Origin of the sequence: Paraburkholderia sp. J63, assembly GCF_905220245.1 — a bacterium.
In the GTDB taxonomy this organism is placed as follows: Bacteria; Pseudomonadota; Gammaproteobacteria; order Burkholderiales; family Burkholderiaceae; genus Paraburkholderia.
The window spans coordinates 136246-160646 of the sequence record NZ_CAJMZF010000002.1 but is presented as its reverse complement, the minus strand read 5'-3'; the positions used below and the strand labels follow the sequence as shown (position 1 = coordinate 160646).

Below are 24401 nucleotides of genomic sequence, written 5' to 3'. Positions count from 1 at the left end.
CGCCAGCGGGCGGTAATAGCCGGATCCGGCGCCTGAACTGAAAACGGGCGATGTGTCTCTCGAGAGACACACCGCCCGTTGTGCTATCCGGCGATGCCTGTTGCGTTCGTCGCGCCTGGTTCGCGGCGCTTATTGCCGCTGTGCCGATTGTGCGCCGAGGCCGCCCGTCGCGAGCATCTGCGCCTTCACGCGCTGGCCCAGCTGGTAGACCGCGAGCGCGTAGAAGAAGCTGCGGTTGTAGCGCGTGAGCACGTAGAAGTTCTTCAGCCCGAGCATGTACTCGGTCGCGCGCCCCGGCGTCGGCAGGTCGACGACGGTGACCGGCGTGCCGCCCTCGGCGGCAAGGTCCACGCCCGGCTCGTTCAGGGCGAGCCCCGAGCGCAGCAATTGCGCGAGCGGCAAGCGCGGTTCGGGCTTGCCGTCGGCGGCGGCCTGCGCGATGCCCTGGCTGCCCGCATCGCTCGCGATCTTCCACACCACGGGGCGGCCCGGCTCCCAGCCGTTTTGCTTCAGGTAGTTCGCCACGCTGCCGATCGCGTCGGCCGTGCTGTTGCGCAGGTCGATATGATGATCGCCCTCGTAATCGACGGCGTATTGCACGATGCTGCTCGGCAGGAACTGCGGAATGCCGATCGCGCCCGTGTACGAGCCCAGCACCGCGCTCGGATCGATCTGCGAGCCGCGCGTCCACACGAGATAGTCTTCGAGGTTCTTGCGGAACGTCGCCATGCGGTCGGCGCGATTGGGCGTGTTCGGATAATCGAAGGCGAGCGTGGTGAGCGCGTCGAGCACGCGGAAGTTGCCCATATAGCGCCCGTAGATCGTCTCCACGCCGATGATGCCGACGATCACCTCGGGCGGCACGCCGAACTCGTCGGCCGCGCGCTGCAGCGTGGCCTGGTTCGCGCGCCAGAAGCGCACGCCCGCATTGATGCGCACCGGGTCGAGAAAACGCGCCTGATACGCGCGCCAGTTTTTCACGCCCGGCGTGGGCGACGGCGTAACGAGCTTCACGGCCGTGGCCGAATAGCTCACGGTCGAGAAGAGCGCGTGCAGCGCGTCGGGATTGAAGTCGTAGCGCGCGACCATCTCGTTGATGAACGTGTCGACATTGGCGTTGTTCGCGTAGCGCTGCGGGACGATTTCCTCTTCGAACGTCTGGCCTTGTGTGGCGGTTCCCGGCTGCGGCGGGGGGAGCGGCGCGGGCTGCTGATTCGCGGCCGGCGCTGTTTTGGCCGGCTGAGCCGGTTGTGCCGATTTCGTCGACGGTGTCTGTTCTGCGCAGGCCGAGAGCGCCGCCGCGGCGCACAGCGCAAGGGCGAAAGACTTGATGCGCGGCTGGGTGAAGGCGGGTGAAACGGACGGTTGCGCGGGCTTTTGCGTCATGGCGGGCGGGCGGGTTTGAGCGAGAGGACGTGATCCGGCGAAGTATACCCGAGCACCCCGCGGCCAAAGCGCCCGGCGTGCGGCGTGCGCCGGCTCGCGCATGTCGCGCGGGTGGGCTGTGGTAACGTGACGATTGTCCGCGCTCGAACGCGGCCCGCGCGACTGTTGCAAATTCCTGCGCAGCAAACCCGACGAAAGACCTGATGGAGACCCGCAGCGCGCGCTTTGCAGCCCGAGCGCCCGGTGCGGCCAGTACGAGACATGACGACCGGCTTTTTCTCGCATCCCGACTGCCTGCTGCATGAAATGGGCGAGTGGCATCCTGAATGCCCCGCGCGCCTGCAGGCGATCGAAGACCAGCTCATTGCGAGCCGCATCGACGCGCTGATCGAGCGCGACGACTCCGCGCCGCTCGCCGAGGAAGCCGCGCTCCTGCGCGTGCACACCCAGGCGCACATCGACTACCTGCGCCAGCTCTCGCCGCAGGAAGGCTACGTAGCGATCGACCCCGACACGTCGATGAATCCGCATACCTGGCAGGCTGCCTTGCGCGCGGCGGGCGCCGCCGTCGCCGCGACCGACGCCGTGATCGCGGGCCGCTACGAAAACGCGTTCTGCAGCGTGCGCCCGCCCGGCCACCATGCCGAGCCTGCGCGCGCGATGGGTTTTTGCTTCTTCAACAACGTCGCGGTCGCGGCGCGCCATGCGCTCGACGTGCATGGCCTCTCGCGCGTGGCGGTCGTCGACTTTGATGTCCACCATGGCAACGGCACCGAAGCCGCGTTCGCGGGCGATTCGCGCGTGCTCATGTGCAGCATTTTCCAGCACCCGTTCTATCCGTTCTCGGGCGCGGACAACCAGGCGCCCAACATGGTCAACGTGCCGATGCCGGCGCGTAGCAAGGGCATGGAAGTGCGCGAGGCGATCGACATCATGTGGCTGCCGCGCCTGCACGAGTTCAAGCCGGAAATGGTGTTCGTCTCGGCGGGCTTCGACGCGCACCGCGAAGACGATCTCGGCAACATGGGCCTCGTCGAGGACGACTACGCGTGGATCACCGAGCAGATCCGCGAGGTCGCGAAGCGCCACGCGAAGGGGCGCATCGTGAGCTGTCTCGAAGGCGGCTATAACCTCTCGGCGCTCGGGCGCAGCGTGGTCGCGCATCTGCGCGCGCTGGCCGATATCTGATCAGAACAGAAGGAGCCGTGCATCGTGAGTGCCGCAGCCGTTCCGTCTTCACCATCTTCCTCGTCTTCTTCCGCGGATGCCGCGCCGCTCGTCGACGTCGCGCATGACGCCTACGGCGTGCCCGGCGTCGTGCGTCTCACGCTGAACCGGCCCGACGCGTTCAACGCGCTTTCCGAAGCGCTCATCGACGCATTGCAGGCGCAACTGGCCGCGATCGCCAAATCGGACGCGCGCGTCGTCGTGATCGCGGCGGCGGGCCGCGCGTTCTGCGCCGGGCACGATCTCAGGGAAATGCGCGCGGCGCCTTCGCTCGATTACTACAAGCGGCTCTTCGCGCGCTGCTCGAAGATGATGCTCGCGATCCAGACGATGCCGCAGCCCGTGATCGCGCGCGTGCACGGTGTGGCGACGGCGGCGGGCTGCCAGCTCGTCGCGATGTGCGATCTCGCGGTGGCCGCCGAGTCGGCGCGCTTTGCGGTCTCGGGCATCAATCTCGGGCTGTTCTGCTCGACGCCGGCCGTGCCGCTCACGCGCAACGTCTCGCGCAAGGCCGCGTTCGAGATGCTGATGACGGGCGAGTTCATCGACGCCCGGAAGGCCCTGAGCGAGGGGCTCGTGAACCGCGTCGTCGCCGCGGAGGAACTCGATGCCGCCGTGACGGCGCTGGCCGCGAGCATCTGTGCGAAGCCGCGCGAGGCCGTGGCGGCGGGCAAGGGGTTGTTCTACCGGCAGCTCGAGATGGGCGTCGAAGCCGCCTATCAACTGGCCGGGCAGACCATGGCCTGCAACATGATGACCGACCCGGCGCTCGACGGCGTGCAGGCGTTCATCGAGAAGCGTTCGGGCAAGTAGTCGCCCCGCGCGCTGGCTTCAAGGCCGATGGCGGTCGATCCATTCCACCATCGCGCCGATCACGCGTTCGCGATCGAGATCGTTGAGCGTCTCGTGATAGCTGCCCTCGTAGAGCGTGAGGGTGCGGTCGGGCGACCCCACGTGCGCGCCGAACGCGCGGCTGCCTTCGGGCTCGGTGAGCTTGTCCGCGGTGCCGTGCCAGATCAGCACCGGCATGCGCAACTGCGCGCGGCCCGCCTCGATGCGCTTCATCGCTTCGAGCAGCTCCGCGCCCGTGCGCGCCGGAATCGCGCCGTGATGAACCAGCGGATCGGCGCGATTGGCCTCCGCCACCGTGGCGTCGCGCGCGAGCAGGGCGGCGTCGATCTTCATCGCCGGAAAGCGCGGCCAGATGGCGCTCATCACGCGGCTCGCGGCGATCATCCAGTTCGGTACGTCGCGGCCAGGCGCCAGCGCGGCGCTGGAAAGCAGCAAGCCCGCGAACGCCACGCCCGAGCCCGGCGCGCGCTCGATCGCGTAGAGCGCGGCAATCGCGCCGCCCATGCTGTGGCCCATCAGAAAGAGCGGCGTCTTGCGCGCGCGGCATTGCGCGGCGGCGTAGTCGACGAGCGCCTGCGTGTCGTCGAGATAGTCGTCGAAGCGCGTGACCCATGCGCGGCGTCCGTCCGCGCGGCCATGCCCGCGCAGATCGATCGCATAGACGTCGAAGCCCGCTGCGTTCAGGCGCGCCGCGAGCGCCGCGTAGCGGCCCGCGTGCTCGGCGAGGCCGTGCACGAGCGCGATGGCCGCGCGTGGCGCAGCGGTTGGCGCGTGCCACGCGTACAGCGGCAATTGGGTGCCGTCGCGGGCGCGCAGCGTCGCGCGTTGCAGCGCTGCGCCGCCAGTCGGTGCCGATGCCGCGCTTGCCGCAGCCTGTGGCTGAGTCGTCTCCATCCTCGCTGCTCCCCCGCTGTTCGTTGTAGGGCCGATCTGAACGGTCGGCAAAGCGTAGCACCCGCCACGCCGCCCGGATGCCGCGATACCCCTCTAATGATTCTGGGTTATGAAAGTATCGAAAATGATTATTAATAGGAATTTTGCGCGCCAGGGTAAAATGCCGAGCTAATTCCAGTCCAGCAAACGGCGGTTGTCTGCCGGCGCGACGCATCTTGCGCGATTGAAAGATCGCGGCATGAGCCAGCGGCGCGCGGCACACCCGCCGTTTCGTTTTTTCATGATCGAAATTCGAAACGTGTCCCAGCGCTTCGCCGGCCCGCAAGGGTGGATCGAGGCGCTGCACAACGTCAATCTGACGATTCCGCCCGGGGAAGTGTTCGGCATCATCGGGCGCAGCGGGGCGGGCAAGAGCACGCTCGTGCGCACCATCAATCTGCTCACGCGGCCCACCGAAGGCGACATCGTCGTCAACGGGCGTACGCTCACGTCGCTCTCGAGCGCGGAGTTGCGCGAGGCGCGCCGCGAGATCGGCATGATCTTCCAGCACTTCAACCTGCTCTCGTCGCGCACGGTGTTCGACAACGTCGCGCTGCCGCTCGAGCTCGCGGGCATGAAGCGTCCGCAGATCGAGGAAGCGGTATTGCCGCTGCTCGAGCTCGTGGGCCTCACCGCGCAGAAGGATCGCTATCCGTCGCAGATCAGCGGCGGCCAGAAGCAGCGCGTGGGCATCGCGCGCGCGCTCGCGAGCAAGCCGAAGGTGCTGCTTTCCGACGAGGCAACCTCGGCGCTCGACCCGGAAACCACGCGCGCCATTCTCGACCTGCTGCGCAAGATCAATCGCGAGCTGAACCTGACCGTCGTGATGATCACGCACCAGATGGAAGTGATCAAACAGGTCTGCGACCGCGTGGCCGTGCTCGACGCGGGCCGCGTCGTGGAGACGGGCCCTGTCATCGACGTGTTCCTGCAGCCGCGCCACGAAGTCACACGCGCGCTGCTCGGCGACGTGATCGCGCAGGAACTGCCGCCCGCGCTCAAGGCGCGCGTGGCCGAACGGCTCGCAAAGGGCAGCGGGCATCTGCTGCGTCTCGCCTTCACGGGCACGGGCGTCGATCAGCCGGTCTTGTCGGAGACGATCCGCCGCTTCGAGCTCGATTTCAACATCCTGCATGGCCAGATCGACGAGATCCAGGGCCACGCGTTCGGCTCGCTCGCGGTGCTCGCGGGCGGCGATCCGATGAAAGTGGCGCAGGCGATCGCGTGGCTGCGCGAGCAGGGCGTGGTGGTGGAGGAGCTGTCCCATGTGGAGTGAAATGTTCGATATGTTCGTCCAGTCGTTCTGGGAGACGCTCATCATGGTGGGCATTTCCGGACTGGTCGGCGCGGCCATCGGCTTGCCGCTCGGCGTGCTGCTCTATCTGACCGACCGCGACGGCGTGCTGCAGAACATCGGCGTCAATCGCGCGATGGGCGTGGTCGTCAACGCCGTGCGCTCGACGCCGTTCATCATCCTGCTCGTCGCCGTGATTCCGTTCACGCGCGTCGTGGTGGGCTCGTCGATCGGCACCGCGGCCGCCATCGTGCCGCTCACCATTTCCGCCGCGCCGTTCATCGCGCGTCTCGTGGAAACCGCGCTGCGCGAAGTCGACCGCGGCCTCATCGAAGCCGCGCAGGCCATGGGCGCGAGCACGCGCCAGATCGTCTTCAAGGTGCTGCTGCCCGAGTCGCTGCCGGGCGTGGTGGCCGGCCTGACCATCACGTTCATCTCGCTCGTCGGCTATTCGGCGATGGCGGGCGCGATCGGCGGCGGCGGTCTCGGCGACCTCGGCATTCGCTACGGCTATCAGCGCTTCGAGCCCGAAGTCATGCTGATCGTCGTCGTGATCCTGATCGTGTTCGTGCAGCTCGTGCAGTCGTTCGGCGACTGGCTCGTGCGGCGCCTGAGCCACAAGTAAGCAGTCCTTCCATAACCATTACACGGAACAAGGGTTGGCTATGCAGCGTCGTTTCATGATCCGGCTGGCGGCAGCGCTCGGCGCGGCTGCGCTTGTGGCTCCGCTGCTCGCGCACGCCGACGAGACCATCAAGGTGGGCGTGACGGGCGGCCCGCACGAGCAGGTGATGGAAGTGGTGAAGCAGGTCGCGGCGAAGAACGGCCTCACGATCAAGATCGTCGAGTTCTCCGACTACGTGCAGCCGAACGCGGCGCTCGCGGGCGGCGACCTCGATGCGAACAGCTATCAGCACGCGCCGTATCTCGATGCGCAGGTCAAGGACCGCGGCTACAAGCTCGTCAAGCTCGCCGACACGGTCACGTTCCCGATGGGCATCTACTCGAAGAAGATCAAGACGCTTGCGGAGCTTAAACCGGGCGCGCGCATCGCGGTGCCCAATGATCCGACCAATGGCGGCCGCGCGTTGCTGCTGCTCCAGAAGCAGGGCCTCATCAAGCTGCGCGCCGGAGCCGGCCTGAAGGCGACGCCGCTCGACGTCGTGGACAACCCGAGGAAGCTGAAGATCGTCGAGCTCGACGCGGCGCAGATTCCGCGCTCGCTCGACGACGTGGACGCCGCGGCGATCAACACGAACTTCGCGATGGAGGCGGGGCTCAAGCCGAAGCAGGACGCGATCGCGATCGAGGACCCGAACGGGCCCTACGTGAACATCATTGCGATCCGCGCGGCCGACCGCAACAAGCCGTGGGCGGCCAAGCTGGTGGCGGCGTACCACTCGCCGGAGGTGAAGCAGTACATCGAGCAGAAGTTCGGCGGAGCCGTGATTGCGTCGTGGTAAACCCCGGGTCAAACTTCGCGAGATTAGATTGAGAATTCAGTCGAAACGAACCCGGGCTTGATGCCCGGGTTTTTTCCGGCATAAAATCGCACGATCGTTCACTTCTGTCGTGCCAAACAGCGAGCGCCAAGGTATTTGGGGCAGAAGCGGGTTGTGCGGGAAATGTGCTGGCGGTGGATGCGGGCGGGAACGCTATCGCTATAATGTCCGCCAGGTTGACGTATTCGTAACTTCGGAGCATGTGAATGAAAGTCCTTGTGCCAGTCAAGCGCGTAGTCGATTACAACGTCAAAGTTCGTGTGAAGTCGGATGGCACGGGCGTCGACATTGCCAACGTGAAGATGTCGATGAACCCGTTCGATGAAATCGCCGTGGAAGAGGCGGTTCGTCTGAAGGAAGCGGGCGTGGCGACGGAAGTCATCGCCGTGTCCGCCGGTGTCGCGCAAGCGCAGGAAACGCTGCGCACGGCGCTCGCGATCGGCGCGGATCGCGCGATCCTCATCGAATCGAATGAAGACCTGCAGCCGCTCGCCGTGGCGAAGCTGCTCAAGGCGCTCGTCGACAAAGAGCAGCCGCAGCTCGTGATCCTCGGCAAGCAGGCCATCGACGACGATTCGAACCAGACCGGCCAGATGCTCGCCGCGCTGGCGAACCTGCCGCAAGCGACCTTCGCTTCGAAGATCACCGTCGCCGACGGCCGTGCCACGGTTGCGCGTGAAGTCGACGGTGGTGCGGAAACGCTCGCTTTGAAATTGCCCGCTGTGGTGACCACCGACCTTCGTTTGAACGAGCCGCGCTACGTCACGCTGCCGAACATCATGAAGGCGAAGAAGAAGCCGCTGGAAACGGTCAAGCCCGAAGACCTCGGTGTGGACGTCACGCCGCGTCTGAAGACGCTGAAGGTTGCCGAGCCGCCCAAGCGTAGCGCGGGCGTGAAGGTTGCCGACGTGAAGACGCTGGTCGAGAAGCTGAAGACCGAAGCCAAGGTGCTGTGAGGAGCGAGACGAAAATGACGAATCTGGTAATAGCCGAACACGACAACGCAACCATCAAGGCTGCGACGCTGAACACCGTGGCTGCCGCGCAGAAAATTGGCGGCGACGTGCACGTGCTGATCGCAGGTCATAACGCACAAGCCGCTGCCGATGCGGCAGCGAAGATCGCAGGCGTTTCGAAGGTGCTGCTGGCCGATGCGCCGCAGCTCGAAGTGGGTCTCGCGGAAAACGTCGAAGCGACGGTCCTCTCCATCGCGAAGAACTACTCGCACATCCTGGCTCCTGCGACGGCAGCGGGCAAGAACGTCACGCCGCGTATCGCCGCGAAGCTCGACGTTGCGCAGATCAGCGATATCACCGCGGTCGATTCGCCCGACACGTTCGAGCGTCCGATCTACGCTGGCAACGCAATTGCTACGGTTCAATCGGTTGATCCCATCAAGGTGATCACGGTCCGTACCACGGCATTCGACGCGGTCGCGGCCGTTGGCGGCAGCGCAGCGGTCGAAAAGCTCGACGCGGCAGCAGACAGCGGCCTTTCGCAGTTCGTCGGCCGTGAGGTCACGAAGCTCGACCGTCCGGAACTCACGAGCGCGAAGATCATCGTCTCGGGCGGCCGGGGTCTCGGCAGCGGCGAGAACTACACGAAGGTTCTCGAACCGCTCGCCGACAAGCTCAACGCCGCACTCGGCGCCTCGCGCGCGGCGGTCGATGCGGGCTACGTCCCCAACGACTACCAGGTCGGTCAAACGGGCAAGATCGTCGCGCCGCAGTTGTACATCGCGGTCGGTATCTCGGGTGCGATCCAGCATCTGGCCGGCATGAAGGACTCGAAGGTGATCGTGGCGATCAACAAGGACGAAGAAGCGCCGATCTTCAGCGTGGCCGATTACGGCCTCGTCGGCGATCTGTTCACGGTCGTGCCGGAGCTCGTCAAAGAGCTCGGCTAAGCGCCGCAGTACAGGCGAAGCCGGACGCAGTGCGAGGTCCGGCGGCACACAAAGGGGCGCTTCGAGCGCCCTTTTTTTTCATCATCGCAAGCCTCGACGGGAGACAACTGCCATGTACAACGCACCGGTAAGCGACATGCTGTTCGTGATGAAGGAGTTGGCGGGGCTCGACGAGATCGCCGCGCTGCCCGGCGGCGAGGACGTCACGCCCGAGACCGTGCAGGCCGTGCTCCAGGAATGCGCGAAGTTGTGCGAAGCGGTGCTCGCGCCGCTGAACGTCGAAGGCGATCGCCATCCGAGCCGCTGGGAGAACGGCGAGGTGCACACGACGCCCGGTTTCGCCGATGCCTTTCGTCAATACGTCGCGGGCGGCTGGCAGGGCGTGCAGCATCCTCAGGAATACGAAGGACAGGGCTTGCCCAAGCTCGTCGGCACGCCGTGCGTGGAGATGCTCAACGCGGCGAATCTCTCGTTCGCGCTGTGCCCGCTTCTGAGCGACGGCGCGATCGAGGCGCTGCTCACGGCAGGCAGCGAAGAACAGAAAAAGCGTTTCGTGCCGAAGCTCATTTCGGGCGAGTGGACCGGCACGATGAACCTCACCGAGCCGCAGGCGGGCTCCGATCTCGCGGCCGTGCGCACGCGTGCCGAGCCGCAGGCCGACGGCAGCTACAAGCTGTTCGGCACCAAGATCTTCATCACCTGGGGCGAGCACGACATGGCCGAAAACATCGTCCATCTCGTGCTCGCGCGCACGCCGGATGCGCCCGAAGGCGTGAAAGGCATTTCGCTGTTCATCGTGCCGAAATTTCTCGTCAACGACGACGGCTCGCTGGGCGCGCGCAACGACGTGCATTGCGTCTCCATCGAGCACAAGCTCGGCATCAAGGCGAGCCCGACGGCCGTGCTGCAATACGGCGATCACGGCGGCGCGCTCGGCCAGTTGATCGGCGAGGAGAATCGCGGCCTCGAATACATGTTCATCATGATGAACGCGGCGCGCTTCGCCGTGGGCATGCAGGGCGTGGCGATTTCGGATCGCGCGTACCAGAAGGCGGCGGCGTATGCGAAGGAGCGCGTGCAGAGCCGCCCCGTGGACGGTTCGGCGAAAGAAGCCGTGACGATCATCCATCACCCCGACGTGCGCCGCATGCTTTCGACCATGCGCGCGCTCACCGAGGCCGCGCGTGCGCTCGCGTACGTCGCGGCGGGGGAGAGCGACCGCGCGCATCGGCATCCGGACGAGGCCGCGCGCGCCCGGCATCAGGCGCGCTACGAATACCTCGTGCCGATCGTGAAGGGCTGGAGCACGGAGCTCGCCATCGAGGTGGCGAGCCTTGGCGTGCAGGTCCATGGCGGCATGGGCTTCATCGAGGAAACGGGCGCGGCGCAGTTCTATCGCGACGCGCGCATCCTGGCGATCTACGAGGGCACCACGGCCATCCAGGCCAACGACTTCGTGGGCCGCAAGACGCTGCGCGACGGCGGGGCGGCGGCGCAGGCGCTCATCGGCGAGATCGGGCAGACCGTTGCGCAACTCGGCGCGCACGAAGGCGCCGCGTTCAAGTCGATGGCGAAGCACCTGGCGCTGGGCCAGCAGGCGCTGGCCTCGGCGGTGGGCTTCGTGCTCGCCAACGCGAAGCGCGACCCGAACGCGGTGTTCGCGGGCAGCGTGCCGTATCTGCGGCTCGCGGGCATCGTGCTGGGAGGCTGGCAGATGGCGCGCGCGATGCTCGCCTCGCAGCGCTTGATGCAGGACGATCCGAAGTTTCACGGCGCGAAGATCGCGACGGCGCAGTGCTATGCGGAGCACGTGCTGCCGCAGGCCGTGGCGCTAGAAGCGGCGATCGTCAGCGCGAATGGCGCCGAGGGCATGCTGGCGCTATCGGAGGATCAGTTCTGACGATGCGGGCCGTGTCGCGAACGATCAACGCGGCCGAAACGAAAGACGGCGCCCTGGATGATCCAGGGCGCCGTCTTTACATGTGCAGCAAGCGGACGCGTTACGCGTAGGCCGGGCGATGCTCGCCGCGCGTTTCGCCGAGATAGCGATAGACCGAGAGATCGTCGGCCTTGATCGCGGGCTGCTTGCCCGAGATGAGGTCGGCGAGCAACTGGCCCGAGCCGCACGACATGGTCCAGCCGAGCGTGCCGTGCCCCGTGTTCAGGAACAGGTTCGAGAACGGCGTGCGGCCCACCACGGGCGTGCCGTCCGGCGTCATCGGGCGCAGGCCGGTCCAGAAGGTGGCCTGCGAGGTGTCGCCGCCGCCCGGGAACAGGTCGTTCACGCACATTTCGAGCGTCTCGCGGCGCGCTTGCTTGAGCGTCTTGTCGTAGCCGACGATCTCGGCCATGCCGCCCACGCGGATGCGATCGTCGAAACGCGTGATCGCGATCTTGTAGGTCTCGTCGAGCACGGTCGAGACCGGCGCGGCGCCTGCGTTGACGATCGGCGCCGTGATCGAGTAGCCCTTGAGCGGGTAGACCGGGATCTTCACGAGGCCTGCCAGCATCTGCGTGGAGAACGAGCCGAGCGCGACCACGTACGAGTCCGCGCGCACGAGTTCGCTGCCGCACTGCACGCCCGCGATACGCTCGCTTTGCACGGCGAGGCCATCGATCGGCGTGTTGTAGCGGAACTTGACACCCAGATCCGCGGCCATCCTGGCGAGGCGCGTGGTGAAGAGCTGGCAGTCGCCGGTTTCGTCGCCGGGCAGGCGCAAGCCGCCGGTGAGCTTGTGCGAGACCGCGGCAAGCGCCGGCTCGGCGCGGCCGAGTTCGGCGGCGGTGAGCAGCTCGTACGGGACGTTCGCGTCCTTCAGCACGGCGATGTCCTTCGCCGCGCCGTCGAATTGCTGCTGCGTGCGGAACACCTGGAGCGTGCCGCCCGTGCGGCCTTCGTACTGGATGCCGGTGTCGGCGCGTAGCGCCTGCAGGCAGTCGCGGCTGTATTCGGCGAGGCGCACCATGCGGCCCTTGTTGAGCGCATAGCGCTCGGCCGTGCAGTTCTGCAGCATCTGCCACATCCATTGCAGCTGGAACTTCGTGCCGTCCAGGCGGATGGCGAGCGGCGCGTGCTTCTCGAACATCCACTTGATCGCCTTGAGCGGCACGCCCGGCGCGGCCCACGGCGCGGCATAGCCAGGCGAGATCTGGCCGGCGTTGGCAAAACTGGTTTCGAGCGCGGGACCGGCCTCGCGGTCGATCACCGTCACCTCGTGGCCCGCACGGGCAAGATACCAGGCGCTGGCAATCCCGACCACACCACTGCCCAACACGACGACTCGCATAGCCTGCTCCACATAGATTTGTTGGGGCTACGCCGTTTTGCCTCGGGCTGATTCGCCCTTTCCAGGGGCATTCAGTGCAGAAGGCATGAAAAATCGGAGGTAGCCAGTAATATCGACTATGCTATTGTTCTACGTCCAGATTTTGTTATCGTATTTTTCAGATTTTCAGGAAAAAAACATGAGAACGCAGCGTCAGCCGGTCCGTGCGCTGGACCGGCTCGATCACCGGATCCTGAAGCTGCTCCAGGAGGATGGCCGCATGGCCATGAAGGACCTCGCGGAGCAGGTCGGGCTTTCGGTCACGCCCTGCATCGAGCGGGTCAAGCGCATGGAGCGCGATGGCGTCATCACCGGCTACTACGCGCGCGTGAATCCGAACGTCTTGGGTGCGGCGCTGCTGGTGTTCGTGGAGATCACGCTCGACCACAAGAGCGGCAACATGTTCGACCAGTTCCGCCGCGAGGTGAAGAAGATTCCCGAAGTGCTCGAATGCCATCTGGTCTCGGGCGACTTCGATTACCTGATCAAGGCGCGCATTGGCGAAATGGCCGACTACCGCAAGCTGCTCGGCGACATCCTGCTGCAACTGCCAGGCGCGGTGCAGTCGAAGAGCTATGTGGTCATGGAGGAGATCAAGGAGACCTTGACGATCGCGGTGGGCGAGTAGCGCCGAGGGCATCCGGCACGCGCGTGCGGGGCCGAAAGCGCCCCGTTTTTCTCGCTCGACAAAGCGTCTCGATACTGTATATTTATACAGTATCGAGACGCTTTGCTTGCTTTGTGCCGTGAAAGAACTGGACCCCGATCATTCCCCTGACACCTGGTATCCCGTCGCCCCGCCTGCGCCGCGCAAGGGGCGGGGCGCCGTCACGAACATGCAGGGGCGCTACGAGGTCGACCAGCGCGAAGTCTTCGACGATGGCTGGCAGCACGCGCAGCCGGGCGAGGAGGCAGGCGGCCACGAAGGTGACGACCCGGGCGTCGACGAGCTTGCCGCCGCAGACGCGCCCGCATTGCGCACCCAGGTCTTCGAGGAGCGCGCGAAGAGCATCCTCACGCGCAACCAGTCGCCCGATATTCCGTTCAGCGTCTCGCTCAATCCGTACCGCGGTTGCGAGCACGGCTGCATCTACTGTTTCGCGCGGCCCACGCACAGCTATTTGGGCCTCTCGCCGGGGCTCGATTTCGAGAGCCGCATCTACGCGAAGATCAATGCGCCCGAACTGCTCGTGCGCGAAATCGCGAAGCCCGCTTACGAGCCCGAGCCCATCGCGCTAGGCGTGAATACCGATGCCTGGCAGCCCGTCGAGCGCGATCTGCGCATCACGCGCCGCGTGATCGAAGTGCTGAGCGAGCGTCAGCACCCGTTCGCGGCCATCACGAAATCCTCGCTGATCGAGCGCGATCTCGACCTGCTCGTGCCGATGGCGCAACGCCAGCAGTTCATGGCCGCGATCACCATCACGACGCTCGACGCCGATCTCGCGCGCACGCTCGAACCGCGCGCGGCCACGCCCGCGCGCCGGCTGCGCACGATCCGCACGCTCGCGCAGGCGGGCATTCCCGTGGGCGTGAGCATCGCGCCCGTGATTCCGTTCGTGACCGAGCCGGACATGGAGCGCGTGCTCGAAGCCTGCGCCGAGGCCGGCGCGACGAGCGCGAGCTATATCGTGTTGCGTCTGCCGTGGGAGGTGGCGCCGCTCTTTCAGGGCTGGCTGGAGGCGCATTTCCCGCAACGCGCGGCGCGCGTGATGAGCCGCGTGCGCGACATGCGCGGCGGCAAGGATTACGACTCGGCGTTCTCGCAGCGCATGAAGGGCACCGGGCTTTGGGCCGACCTGCTCAAGCAGCGCTTTCACAAGGCCGTGAAGCGGCTCGGGTTGAACGAGCGGCGTCACGGCATCCTGGACATGTCGGCGTTCGTGCGTGCAAAGACGGTGCGCGAGAAGCCGCAACTCGATCTGTTCTAGCGCGCTGCGTGCCGTTGCCGCTATTGAGAAATCGCCTTGGCCGCCTCGACCTGCGATTCGAAGTAAGTCTGGAACGAGAACGCGAGGCCCGTCATCAGCCCAAACGCGCCGAAGAACAGCGAGAAGATCACCACGAAGATCACGGTCCAGCCCGAGCGGCTCGCGCGGCTTCCCGCGAAGGCCGCATTGAACTGCGCATCCCACTTGTCGTCGGGGCGCAGCCCATAGACGATGGCGGCAAGAAACGCCGCGAGCACGGACACGGCGCCGATCACGGCGAGCGCCCAGCCCGGTATCGACGCGCGCTGGGTGGCGATGAGCAGCAGCACGCCGGGAATGCCGAGCAGCGTGCCGGCGATATGGGCCCAGCCCCATACGTCGCGCGATCCGTACAGATAGAAGCGGTGAGCGCCGAAGCAGCCGAGCAGGAAGGCGAGGGCGGCGGTGAGTGTCTTGGAGCGAAAGCGTGCGGGATTCTTTTGATTGGACATGGGCAGACGGATGGGATGACGGCGCGAAAGCCGCACGGCAACTGAGCTCACGCGCGGACGTGGGCCGCCGGCCATTGTACGTGGCGCGTGCCCGCGCAGGCAGATGTTGCCGCTTATGCCGGGAAATGCCCGAAGCGGGGGCGCGAGCGTAGCGGTCGCACGCGCCGCAATCCGCGCTCAGGGCTTGGCGTAGGTCACGCGATAGATCGCGCCCGCATAGTCGTCGCTGATGAGGAGCGACCCGTCGGGCAGCGGCAGCACATCGGCGGGGCGGCCCCATTCGGTCTCGTCGGGATTGAGCCAGCCCTCGGCGAACACGTCCTGGTGCGCGTGCGCGCCATCGGCGTCGACGGTGATGCGCACCACGCGATAGCCCACCTTCTTGCTGCGGTTCCACGAGCCGTGCTCGGCGATGAAGATGCTGTCGCGATAGCCTGACGGGAACATCGCGCCTGTATAGAAGCGCATGCCGAGGGCCGCCACGTGCGCGCCCAGCTTCGCGACGGGCGGCGTGAAGCCGCTGCACGGATGGCCCGCGCCGAATTCCGGATCGGCGACGTTGCCGCCGTGGCAATACGGAAAGCCGAAATCGAGACCCACGCGTGCGAGGCGGTTGAGCTTGTCGTCGGGGATGTCGTCGCCTAGCTCGTCGCGGCCGTTGTCGGTGAACCAGAGCTCGTGCGTCTGCGGATGCCACGCGAAGCCCACCGTATTGCGCACGCCGCGCGCGATCGTCTCGTAATGCGTGCCGTCCGGGTCCATCCTGCCGATCATCGCGTAATGTTCGCGCTGCGGATCGTTCGCGGGGAGGCAGACATTGCAGGGCGCGCCTTGCGGGACATAGAGCTTGCCGTCCGGGCCGAAGGCGATGAACTTCCAGCCGTGATGGCGCTCGGCGGGCAGCGCATCGGTGACGATCGCCGGCCTGGGCGGATCGTCGAGATGGGTGTCGATGGCGTCGAGCCTCACGATCTTCGAGACCGCCGAAACATAGAGCGCGCCGTCGCGCCAGGCCACGCCCACCGGCATCGTGAGCCCGGAGGCGACCACGTGGCGCTTGAGCAGCTTGCCGTCGCGCAACTCGAGCGCGTAGACGCGGCCTTCCATGCTGCCCACGTAAAGCGTGCCGGTCGGCGAGAGCGTCATTTCGCGTGCGCCGGGGACGTCGTCGGCGAGCACTTCGATGTGGAAGCCGGCCGGCAGCCGGATGCGCTCGATGGGCAGCGCGGCGTGCGCGAGCGGCGCGGTCAGAAGGACGGCAAGCGGGGCGGCGAGCGCGAGCAAGGCGCGGCAGAACTGTAAAATGCGCGGCGCCGGGCGGGGTGCCAATGGGCGCGAACCGTCACGACGGCGGCCACGCCGATCTGGGGCCGGATTCTCGGCATTTGCGGCATGCGCAGGCGCGTTGTCATGCCGCCACATGTCCGTGACTTTGACGCAAGCCCTGGCCAGCCGCCGCCTCGACGCCTGCGCAAAGCCCTGTCCGTCATGCCTGTCAGCCGCCGATCGATCGCCGTTCATCGCCGCTTCTCCACGGTTGCTACGCAGTTTCCGCCCGGTTTCCGGTTAAGTGTTTGTTATGCCATTGGTTTCGGGCTATAATCGCATGTTTCAGTAGTCCCGAACCCCGGTTTTCAAGGATTCTAGTATGGTCATCATCCGTCTGGCACGCGGCGGCTCGAAGAAGCGCCCGTTCTACAACATCGTCGCAACCGATTCGCGCAACCGTCGCGACGGCCGTTTCATCGAGCGCGTCGGCTTCTACAACCCGGTCGCCACCAAGGGTGAAACCCTCCGTATCGCGCAAGATCGCGTGACGTACTGGCAAGAAAACGGCGCGCAAATGTCGCCGGCCGTCGAGCGTCTCGTGAAGGAAGCGCAAAAGGCTGCTGCCGCTCAACCGGCTGCTTAAGTCTTTATGTTTTACCCACGTGCGCGCAGCGTGAGCGGCGTGTGCGAGTTCAAGCTGGCTGCGAGGTTTGCCCATGCCCGTGCATGACGAAACAAAAGCGGACAAGGGCGTGACTGCCGCAGCGGGCGATGTGCCGCGCAAGGGCCATGATGCGGGCGGCAAGTCAGGCGCCGCATCATCGGACGCCGGGTCGCGCAAGGCGCCGTCGTTCGGCGCGTTCGCGCGCAAGCCTGCGGTGCGCGCGCAGGGCCGCGACCGGGTTGATCATGCGCCCGAAGCGGTTGACGCGGCCGAGGGCCTGCGTGCCGAAACGTCCGGGAGCTGGCCTGCCGACGCAGTCGAAGTCGGTGCCGTGCTCGACGCCTATGGCCTCAAGGGCGGGCTGAAGATCGCCCCGCACGCGCAGGGCGGCAAGGCGCTCATCGCGGCAAAGCGCTGGTGGCTCCTCAAGGGCCGCGAGCGTCCGGAGCGGCATTCCGCGGTGCGCGTGAGCGCCAAGGTGCACGGCGACAGCGTCGTTGGGCAACTGGCCGGTCTCGCGGATCGCGACGCCGCGCTGCTGTTGCGTGGCGCGCGCATCTACGTGAGCCGCGCGGATTTCCCCGCGACCGAAGCCGACGAGTATTACTGGGTCGACCTGATGGGTCTTCACGTCGCCAACGAGGCGGGCGTGGAGCTCGGCACGGTTGCCGACCTGATCGACAACGGCGCGCAGTCGGTATTGCGCGTCGAGTATCCGTCGACGGACAAGGACGGCAAGCCCACCACCGGCGAGCGGCTGATCCCGTTCGTTGGCGTATTTATCAAGACGGTGGACCTGGCGGCGAAGCGCATCGTCGTCGACTGGGAAGCCGATTACTGAACCTGCTGTGCTGATTCGCTGAACGGAGAGGGCGATGCAGTTCGATGTCGTTACGCTCTTTCCCGAGATGTTCCGCGCGCTCACCGACTGGGGCATTACCAGCCGGGCCGCGAAGCAGCAGCGCTATGCGTTGCGCACGTGGAATCCGCGCGATTTCACGACCGACAACTACCGCACCATCGACGATCGGCCTTATGGCGGTGGCCCCGGCATGGTCATGCTGGCCAAGCCGCTCGAAGCGGCGATCGGCGCGGCGAAGGCCGCGCAGGCGGAGCAGGGCGTTGCCAGCCCGCGCGTGCTGCTGATGTCGCCGCAAGGCAAGCCGCTCACGCACGAGCGTGTCGTGCAGTTCGCGCAGGAGCCCGGTTTCGTGCTGCTGTGCGGGCGCTACGAAGCGATCGACCAGCGTCTCGTCGACCGTTGCGTGGACGAGGAAGTGAGCGTCGGCGACTTCGTGCTCTCGGGCGGCGAACTGCCCGCGATGGCGCTGATGGATGCCGTGGTGCGGCTTTTGCCCGGCGTGCTCAACGACGCGCAGTCGGCGGTGCAGGACAGTTTCGTGGACGGTCTGCTCGACTGCCCGCATTACACGCGGCCCGAGGAATACGACGGCGTGCGCGTGCCCGATGTGCTGCTCGGCGGCCATCATGCGGAAATCGAGCAATGGCGCCGCCGCGAGGCGCTGCGCAATACGTGGCACAAACGGCCCGATCTGATCGCGCGGGCCAGGAAGAACAAGATGTTGAGCCGTGCCGACGAGGCATGGCTCGCTAGTCTCGCGAAGGGTGCGAACGAAGCGTAAAGCTTCGGGCGTGCGCGATACGGGGCGTCAAAGGCGGCGCTGTTTCATGCGTGAACGGCGCCAGTTGTGAATCCATCCTCTATCGGGGCCGTAGTTGCAGGCAATCCTGCACAGGTACGAACGCCGACAAGATGGCTTACGGAGTCAGTCATGAATCTGATCGAAAAACTCGAGCAGGAAGAAATCCAGCGCGTGCTGGGCGAGAAGACCATCCCCGAATTCGCCCCCGGCGATACGGTGATCGTCAACGTGAACGTCGTTGAAGGTACCCGCAAGCGCGTTCAGGCATACGAAGGCGTCGTGATCGCAAAGCGTAACCGCGGTCTGAACTCGTCGTTCATCGTGCGCAAGATCTCGTCGGGCGAAGGCGTCGAGCGTACGTTCCAGACGTACTCGCCGCTCTTGGCCAGCATCGTGGTGAAGCGTCGCGGCGACGTGCGTCGCGCGAAGCTGTACTACCTGCGCAACCTGTCGGGCAAGAAGGCTCGTATCAAGGAAAAGCTGGTGTCGAAAGACCGCGCAGCCGCTCCGACCGAGCAGGCGTAAAAGCTGTAAGAAAGAAGCACCCCTCGGGGTGCTTTTTTCTTTTTGGCCGCAAAATACGCATGTGTGCCTGAATTCCGAGTCAGCCGTTGATCCGTCCAGTATTTGAACCCGAAAGTCTGCCGATCATCTCGACAGGCGCCGATCTGCCCCATGTCGCCGCCGGCCGGCTTACGCCCAATGGCCTGCGCGCGCGTTTCGAGCAGCGCCTGCCCTGGGACCCCGAGCCGCAGGAAGCGCGCGTGGCTGAAATTCGCGACCCGCGCGAGGCTGCCGTGCTCGTGCCGATCGCGATGCGGCCCGCCGGCCTCACCGTGCTGCTCACGCAGCGCGCCGACAATCTCAGCAATCACGCGGGCCAGGTGAGCTTCCCGGGCGGCAGCCGCGAGCCCGCCGACGCCACGCCCATCGCCGCCGCGCTGCGCGAGGCGCACGAGGAAGTGAATCTCGACCCTGAGCGCGTCGAGGTGCTGGGCGCGCTGCCCGACTACCTCACGGGCACGGGCTTTCGCGTGACGCCCGTCGTGGGTCTCGTGCACGAGCCGTTTACGGTGGCCGCCGACTCGCTCGAAGTGGCGAGCATTTTCGAAGTGCCGCTCAGCTTCCTGATGAACCCCGCGCATCACCAGGTGCGGCTGCTGCGTTGGGAAGGCGGCGAGCGCCGCTTTTTCGCCATGCCGTATCCGCAGGAAGGGGCGGGCGTGGGCGGCGCGCACTTCATCTGGGGAGCGACCGCGGGCATGCTGCGCAATTTTTATCGGTTTCTGCTCGCCTGACGCTGCACGTTTGGCGGTGGCCCGCGCCGCGCTGCAGCAAGCTGGAGTCATCGAGAATGTCGTGCCGCTGCAGCGTCGTTGTTGTGTCTTGCCGTCACATGCTCAGGCACATCTGGCCCTGTGATATCGTTGCAACAATTTCTGAAAACCCCTTTTTTGCAACCCGACTTGCACGGCGCGTGGCATGACTTTCTTCTCCGTATTGCTGGCTCTCGTCATCGAACAGGTGCGGGCGCTTTCGCCGAATAATCCGGTGATGGCGCTCCTGCGCCTCAATGCGGACTGGGCCGCGCATGGCTTCGACGCGGGCAAGCAAAAGCATGGCCTCATCGCCTGGCTCGTGGTTGTGGTGCCGTGGACGGCAGCCACCGCGCTCGTCTACTACGTGCTCTATCACATCAGCTTCGTGCTGGCGTTTCTCTGGAACGTCGTGGTGGTGTACTTCACGCTCGGTTTCCGGCAGTTCAGCCACTATTTCACCGATATCCACCTCGCGCTGAACAACGACGACGTGCCGCGCGCCCGCGAGATCCTCACCGAGTGGACCGGCATCGACGCCGTGGACATGCCCGTGAGCGAGATCGTGCGCCATACGCTCATTCATGCCGTGGTGGCTTCGCACCGCCACGTGTTCGGCGTGTTCTTCTGGTTTCTCGTGCCGATCGGGCCCGCTGGCGCGGTGCTGTATCGCATTTCGGAATACCTCGCGCGCGCCTGGTCGCGTCCCGCCGACGACCGCACCGAGGCCTTCTCGAATTTCGCGCAGCACGTGTTCTTCGTGCTCGACTGGGTGCCGGCGCGGTTGACCTCGCTGGGCTTTGCGATCGTCGGCAATTTCGAGGATGCGATCTACGCGTGGCGCAACCACACGAACCAGTGGCCCGATACCAACGAGGGCGTGCTGCTCGCGACCGGTAGCGGCGCGCTGGGCGCGCGTCTCTCGGGGCCGCTCGCGGAGCCGTTGAGCGTCGATGCGCTTGCCCAGCCCGGCGACGGCGACGCCTACACGGTCGGCGACGACTGCACGCCGCGCACGCTGCAATCGGCCGTGGGCCTCGTGTGGCGCGCGGTGATCCTCTGGATGATCCTGCTGCTGATGCTGACGATCGCCGTCTGGGTCTGAGCGGCCCCCGGCAACTCACGCAGACGCATAAGACAACGGCCCGCACTGAGCGGGCCGCTTGCATTTCTGAAGACAGCGGGGCGCGGAAGAAAGCCTTCAGTCGTCGCGCGGATCGCGCTCGCGGCCGCATTGCCAGCAGACCGTGAACTGCGCTTCGAGCGTCTCGCCGCACTGCGGGCAGTGCCACGACGGTGCGCCGGGCGGCGGTCCGTTCGTGGCGTCGGCAATCAGCTTGCGCGCGAGTTTTTCGTCGCGCTCGTCGGTAAGCCAGATTTCCGGCGCGCATTGATCGGCGGGGATCTCGCCCATCGCCCCGCTCAGATAGCGGTTGTGCAGCTCGCACGGCACGCCCGCCGCCGCGAGGATGTTCATCCAGTGTTGGGCGATGACGACATTCGGCGCGCGCGCGAGCTTGAGCATGGTGAGGGGGCCGCCGGATGCGTCAGCGCACGACCTGGCTGATCTCGTGCACGAGCTGCGCGTAGAGCGCGTGGCGCTCGGGCGCGACGCGGCCGTCCTCGACGGCTTCGAGCACTGCGCAGCCCGGCTCGTGCAGATGGTGGCAGTTGTAGAAGCGGCAGTGCGCGAGCAGCGGCCGGAACTCGGGGAACGCGCGTTCGAGCGTGCCTTCGGTGAGGTGATAGAGCCCGAACTCCTGGAAGCCCGGCGAGTCGATCAGCGCGCCGCCCGCATGGTCGCCATTCGGGAGTTTGTAGAGGCGTGTGAACGTCGTGGTATGCCGGCCGCTGTTGAGCGCCGTGGAGATCTCGCGCGTGGCCGCCTCGGCGTCGGGGATCAGCAGGTTCACGAGCGTCGACTTGCCCATGCCGGACTGCCCGAGCAGGATCGTGTCATGGCCGTGCAGGTGCCTGGAAAGAATCTCGTGCGCTTCCTCGGGATGCTTTTTCTCCGACACTTCCAGCACCGTATAGCCTAGCGCCCGATAGCGCTCGAGCCGCTGGCGCGCGAGCGGCAGCGCGGCTTCCAGGTCGATCTTGTTGAGCAGGATGATCGGCTTCAGATCGTTGGCCTCGGCGGCCACGAGCGCGCGGCCGAGCAGGTCTTCGCTGAAGTGCGGCTCGGTGGCGAGCACGATCAGGAGCTGGTCCAGATTGGCCGCGAAGAGCTTCGACTTGAACTGATCCGAGCGATAGAGCAGGTTGCGCCGCTCGCCGATGGCGACGATCACGCCCTGGTCCGCCGAGGTCGATTGATATTCGACGTGGTCGCCCACCGCGACCTCGCTCTTCTTGCCGCGCGGGAAGCATTGGAGCGCCGCGCCGCCGTCATCGGGCGCGACCAGATAGTGGCGCCCGTGCGCCGCGATCACGACGCCGTGCAGCGTCGTCCCCGTGCCTGCCTGTGCTGCGCCGCCGGCGGCTTTCGTTGCGCGCCGGTTCATGCGTGCGAGAGCAGTCGGTCGATCCGCTGCGATGCCGGCGGATGCGAGTAGTAGAACGCGGTGTAGAGCGGGTCGGGCGTGAGCGTCGACGCGTTGTCCTCATAGAGCTTCACGAGCGCGTTCACGAGGTTCTGCGCGTCGGTCTGCGTGGCGGCGAAGGCGTCGGCCTCGAACTCGTGCTTGCGCGAGCTCAGGCTGGACAGCGGCGTGACGAAGAACAGGAACACCGGCACGGCGAGGAAGAACAGCACGAGCGCGAGCCCTTCGTTGCCGCCGAGCAGCGAGGGCCGCACGCCCAGGCCCTCGTAGAACCACACGCGCTGCGTGAGCCAGCCGAGCACGAACAGCAGCACGAGGCTGATCGCGAACGTGACGACCATGCGCTTGATGACGTGGCGGCGCTTGAAGTGGCCGAGCTCGTGCGCGAGCACGGCCTCGATTTCGCTGCCCGAGAGGCGCGCAAGCAGGGTGTCGAAGAAGACGATGCGCTTGGCCGCGCCAAAGCCCGTGAAATAGGCGTTGCCGTGCGCGGAGCGGCGGCTGCCGTCCATCACGAACAGGCCCTTGGCCGCGAAGCCGCAGCGCTGCATGAGCGCCTCGATGCGCGAGCGCAGGGCCTCGTCACGCAGCGGCTCGAACTTGTTGAAGAGCGGTGCGATGAAGGTGGGGTAGAGCACCAGCACGAGCATCTGGAACGCGACCCAGACCACCCAGGTCCAGAGCCACCAGAGGCTGCCCGCCTGCTTCATGAGCCAGAGCACGACGAAGAGCAGCGGAATGCCGAACAGCGCACCGATCATGAGGCCCTTGATGCGGTCCGCGAAGAAGATGCGCCGCGTCATGCGGTTAAAGCCGAAGCGCTCCTCGATCACGAACTGGCGGTAATAGTCGAGCGGCAACTCGACGATGCCGCTCACCGCGAGCACGGCCGCGACGAGCGCGATCTGGCCCACGTAGTCGCGCCCTATCAGGTCCGAAATGCCGAGGTCGAGCGCCTGCACGCCGCCCAGCAGCGTGAGCGCAATCAGGACGACGGCGGAGAGCACGATTTCGATCATACCGAGGCGCGTGCGCGCGACGGTGTAGTCGGCGGCGCGCTGGTGCGCCGTCAGCGGGATGGTGGCCGCGAACTGGAGCGGCACCGCGCTGCGGTGGGCGGCCACGAAGCGGACCTGGCGCGAGGCGAGCCAGAGTTTGATCGCGACCATGGCCAGCACGGCGATCACGAAAACGACGCTGAAAATCAGCGCGGGGGACAACGTAGTGGGTGAGGTCGGCATCCGGGGAGTCCGTGGTATCTATGCGACAATTATATGTTCTCGGCGGCCCGGCCATGGCATCCCCGCTTGGGGCGTGCGGGCCGCGCCTGCATCATGCGTGCGCGCCGCATCCTCGGCAACCGTCGGCGGGGTCCGGGCGCCGCATCTCCCATCCGCATCTCACTAGTTTCAGGCTGCCTCTCATGACTGATATCACTTCTGCCGACCCCGCGGGCCAGGCGACTCCGGCGATGGAGCGCACCGACATGAACTTGATCTGGCTCGACATGGAAATGACGGGGCTCGATCCCGACAACGACCGGATCATCGAGATCGCCGTGGTGGTGACGAATTCGACGCTCGACAAGCTTGTGGAGGGTCCCGTGCTGGCGATCCATCAGCCCGAAACCGTGCTCGACCGCATGGACGAGTGGAACCGCAACACGCATGGCCGCTCGGGTCTGACCGGGCGCGTGCGCGCCTCCACCGTGACCGAGGAAAGCGCCACGGAGCAGATCATGGCGTTTCTTTCGCAGTACGTGCCGCCGGGCAAGTCGCCGATGTGCGGCAACTCGATCTGCCAGGACCGCCGCTTCATGGCGCGCTGGATGCCCACGCTCGAGCGCTTCTTCCACTATCGCAACCTGGACGTGAGCACGCTCAAGGAACTGTGCCGCCGCTGGCAGCCGACGATCTACAAGGGCTTTCAGAAGCGCGCGATGCATACGGCGCTCGCCGATATCCACGAGTCCATCGACGAGCTCAAATACTACCGCGAGCATTTCCTGATTCCGTCGGCGGCCACGGCCGATGCCGCCGCGCCGGCGGGCGGCGCGGCGAAGTAAACAAACGAAGCAAGCGGGGTCGCGGCGGG

25 protein-coding genes are annotated in these 24401 nt (G+C 66.0%); 17 read left to right on the top strand and 8 right to left on the bottom strand.

What is annotated here, in order from left to right:
* Positions 1-129: 129 nt before the first annotated feature.
* Positions 130-1386 (bottom strand): lytic murein transglycosylase B, encoded by a 1257-nt coding sequence (mltB, locus tag U5775_RS03035; protein WP_322056641.1) that lies wholly within the window; start codon positions 1384-1386, stop codon positions 130-132.
* A gap of 261 nt (positions 1387-1647) precedes the next feature.
* On the opposite strand from mltB, the gene U5775_RS03030 reads away from it, so the two are divergent.
* Positions 1648-2574, top strand: coding sequence for a histone deacetylase family protein (locus U5775_RS03030; RefSeq protein ID WP_322056640.1), 927 nt, complete (start codon positions 1648-1650; stop codon positions 2572-2574).
* A gap of 117 nt (positions 2575-2691) precedes the next feature.
* Positions 2692-3426 (top strand): enoyl-CoA hydratase, encoded by a 735-nt coding sequence (locus U5775_RS03025; protein ID WP_415913508.1) that lies wholly within the window; start codon positions 2692-2694, stop codon positions 3424-3426.
* A gap of 18 nt (positions 3427-3444) precedes the next feature.
* On the opposite strand, the gene U5775_RS03020 is transcribed toward U5775_RS03025, so the two are convergent.
* Positions 3445-4359, bottom strand: coding sequence for an alpha/beta hydrolase (locus tag U5775_RS03020; RefSeq protein ID WP_322056638.1), 915 nt, complete (start codon positions 4357-4359; stop codon positions 3445-3447).
* A gap of 280 nt (positions 4360-4639) precedes the next feature.
* Between U5775_RS03020 and U5775_RS03015 the strand changes: the two genes are divergently transcribed.
* The 6 genes from U5775_RS03015 (at position 4640) to U5775_RS02990 (ending at position 11000) form a co-directional block, all read left to right on the top strand.
* Positions 4640-5674: a methionine ABC transporter ATP-binding protein gene (locus tag U5775_RS03015; RefSeq protein ID WP_322056637.1), complete on the top strand. Its 1035-nt coding sequence runs from the start codon at positions 4640-4642 to the stop codon at positions 5672-5674.
* Positions 5664-6317 carry a methionine ABC transporter permease gene (locus tag U5775_RS03010; RefSeq protein ID WP_322056636.1) on the top strand — a complete coding sequence of 218 codons (654 nt, stop codon included), beginning with the start codon at positions 5664-5666 and terminating at the stop codon, positions 6315-6317. The genes U5775_RS03015 and U5775_RS03010 overlap by 11 nt, the downstream gene beginning before the upstream one ends.
* A 40-nt stretch (positions 6318-6357) precedes the next feature.
* Positions 6358-7155, top strand: a complete 798-nt coding sequence (locus U5775_RS03005; RefSeq protein ID WP_322056635.1) for a MetQ/NlpA family ABC transporter substrate-binding protein — start codon at positions 6358-6360, stop codon at positions 7153-7155.
* 245 nt (positions 7156-7400) lie between these two features.
* Positions 7401-8150: an electron transfer flavoprotein subunit beta/FixA family protein gene (locus U5775_RS03000; RefSeq protein WP_322056634.1), complete on the top strand. Its 750-nt coding sequence runs from the start codon at positions 7401-7403 to the stop codon at positions 8148-8150.
* A gap of 14 nt (positions 8151-8164) precedes the next feature.
* Entirely contained in the window at positions 8165-9100 is a 936-nt protein-coding gene (locus tag U5775_RS02995; RefSeq protein WP_322056633.1) for an electron transfer flavoprotein subunit alpha/FixB family protein, read from the top strand.
* Between the two features lie 112 nt (positions 9101-9212).
* On the top strand, positions 9213-11000 hold the full coding sequence (locus U5775_RS02990; RefSeq protein WP_322056632.1) for an acyl-CoA dehydrogenase: 1788 nt from the start codon (positions 9213-9215) through the stop codon (positions 10998-11000).
* 100 nt (positions 11001-11100) lie between these two features.
* Here U5775_RS02990 and U5775_RS02985 read toward each other — a convergent pair whose 3' ends face one another.
* The gene (locus tag U5775_RS02985; protein WP_322056631.1) at positions 11101-12387 is read right to left on the bottom strand and encodes a D-amino acid dehydrogenase; all 1287 of its coding nucleotides are present in this window, start codon (positions 12385-12387) and stop codon (positions 11101-11103) included.
* Between the two features lie 178 nt (positions 12388-12565).
* Between U5775_RS02985 and U5775_RS02980 the strand changes: the two genes are divergently transcribed.
* Both U5775_RS02980 and U5775_RS02975 read left to right on the top strand, forming a co-directional pair.
* Entirely contained in the window at positions 12566-13054 is a 489-nt protein-coding gene (locus U5775_RS02980) for an Lrp/AsnC ligand binding domain-containing protein (RefSeq protein ID WP_028215922.1), read from the top strand.
* A gap of 127 nt (positions 13055-13181) precedes the next feature.
* A complete protein-coding gene (locus U5775_RS02975; protein ID WP_322056877.1) occupies positions 13182-14357 on the top strand; it encodes a PA0069 family radical SAM protein in 1176 nt (391 codons plus the stop codon).
* Positions 14358-14377: 20 nt separating this feature from the next.
* Here the strand turns inward: U5775_RS02975 and U5775_RS02970 are convergent, their stop codons facing one another.
* Together U5775_RS02970 and U5775_RS02965 are read right to left on the bottom strand one after the other, a co-directional pair.
* A complete protein-coding gene (locus U5775_RS02970; protein WP_322056630.1) occupies positions 14378-14848 on the bottom strand; it encodes an NINE protein in 471 nt (156 codons plus the stop codon).
* Between the two features lie 177 nt (positions 14849-15025).
* Positions 15026-16177 carry a PQQ-dependent sugar dehydrogenase gene (locus U5775_RS02965; RefSeq protein WP_415913503.1) on the bottom strand — a complete coding sequence of 384 codons (1152 nt, stop codon included), beginning with the start codon at positions 16175-16177 and terminating at the stop codon, positions 15026-15028.
* 319 nt (positions 16178-16496) lie between these two features.
* Between U5775_RS02965 and rpsP the strand changes: the two genes are divergently transcribed.
* The 6 genes from rpsP to U5775_RS02935 all read left to right on the top strand — a co-directional run bounded on the left by rpsP (position 16497) and on the right by U5775_RS02935 (position 20866).
* On the top strand, positions 16497-16760 hold the full coding sequence (gene rpsP / locus U5775_RS02960) for a 30S ribosomal protein S16 (RefSeq protein WP_028215925.1): 264 nt from the start codon (positions 16497-16499) through the stop codon (positions 16758-16760).
* Positions 16761-16890: 130 nt separating this feature from the next.
* On the top strand, positions 16891-17622 hold the full coding sequence (gene rimM / locus U5775_RS02955; protein ID WP_415913507.1) for a ribosome maturation factor RimM: 732 nt from the start codon (positions 16891-16893) through the stop codon (positions 17620-17622).
* A gap of 34 nt (positions 17623-17656) precedes the next feature.
* Complete coding sequence (gene trmD, locus U5775_RS02950) at positions 17657-18424, top strand: tRNA (guanosine(37)-N1)-methyltransferase TrmD (RefSeq protein WP_322056628.1); 768 nt, start codon at positions 17657-17659, stop codon at positions 18422-18424.
* A 150-nt stretch (positions 18425-18574) separates the two neighbouring features.
* Complete coding sequence (gene rplS, locus U5775_RS02945; RefSeq protein WP_322056627.1) at positions 18575-18970, top strand: 50S ribosomal protein L19; 396 nt, start codon at positions 18575-18577, stop codon at positions 18968-18970.
* An 86-nt stretch (positions 18971-19056) separates the two neighbouring features.
* Positions 19057-19743 (top strand): CoA pyrophosphatase, encoded by a 687-nt coding sequence (locus tag U5775_RS02940; protein WP_322056626.1) that lies wholly within the window; start codon positions 19057-19059, stop codon positions 19741-19743.
* Between the two features lie 184 nt (positions 19744-19927).
* On the top strand, positions 19928-20866 hold the full coding sequence (locus U5775_RS02935) for a CobD/CbiB family protein (protein WP_322056625.1): 939 nt from the start codon (positions 19928-19930) through the stop codon (positions 20864-20866).
* 96 nt (positions 20867-20962) lie between these two features.
* Here U5775_RS02935 and U5775_RS02930 read toward each other — a convergent pair whose 3' ends face one another.
* The 3 genes from U5775_RS02930 to U5775_RS02920 are packed head-to-tail and all read right to left on the bottom strand — an operon-like array spanning position 20963 to position 23548.
* Positions 20963-21286 carry a DUF2007 domain-containing protein gene (locus U5775_RS02930; RefSeq protein ID WP_322056624.1) on the bottom strand — a complete coding sequence of 108 codons (324 nt, stop codon included), beginning with the start codon at positions 21284-21286 and terminating at the stop codon, positions 20963-20965.
* A 22-nt stretch (positions 21287-21308) separates the two neighbouring features.
* A complete protein-coding gene (rsgA, locus tag U5775_RS02925; RefSeq protein ID WP_322056623.1) occupies positions 21309-22268 on the bottom strand; it encodes a ribosome small subunit-dependent GTPase A in 960 nt (319 codons plus the stop codon).
* Positions 22265-23548 carry a M48 family metallopeptidase gene (locus U5775_RS02920; protein WP_322056622.1) on the bottom strand — a complete coding sequence of 428 codons (1284 nt, stop codon included), beginning with the start codon at positions 23546-23548 and terminating at the stop codon, positions 22265-22267. Before U5775_RS02920 ends, rsgA begins: the two co-directional genes overlap by 4 nt.
* Before the next feature lie 182 nt (positions 23549-23730).
* Between U5775_RS02920 and orn the strand changes: the two genes are divergently transcribed.
* The gene (gene orn, locus U5775_RS02915; RefSeq protein WP_322056621.1) at positions 23731-24372 is read left to right on the top strand and encodes an oligoribonuclease; all 642 of its coding nucleotides are present in this window, start codon (positions 23731-23733) and stop codon (positions 24370-24372) included.
* Positions 24373-24401 lie beyond the last annotated feature (29 nt).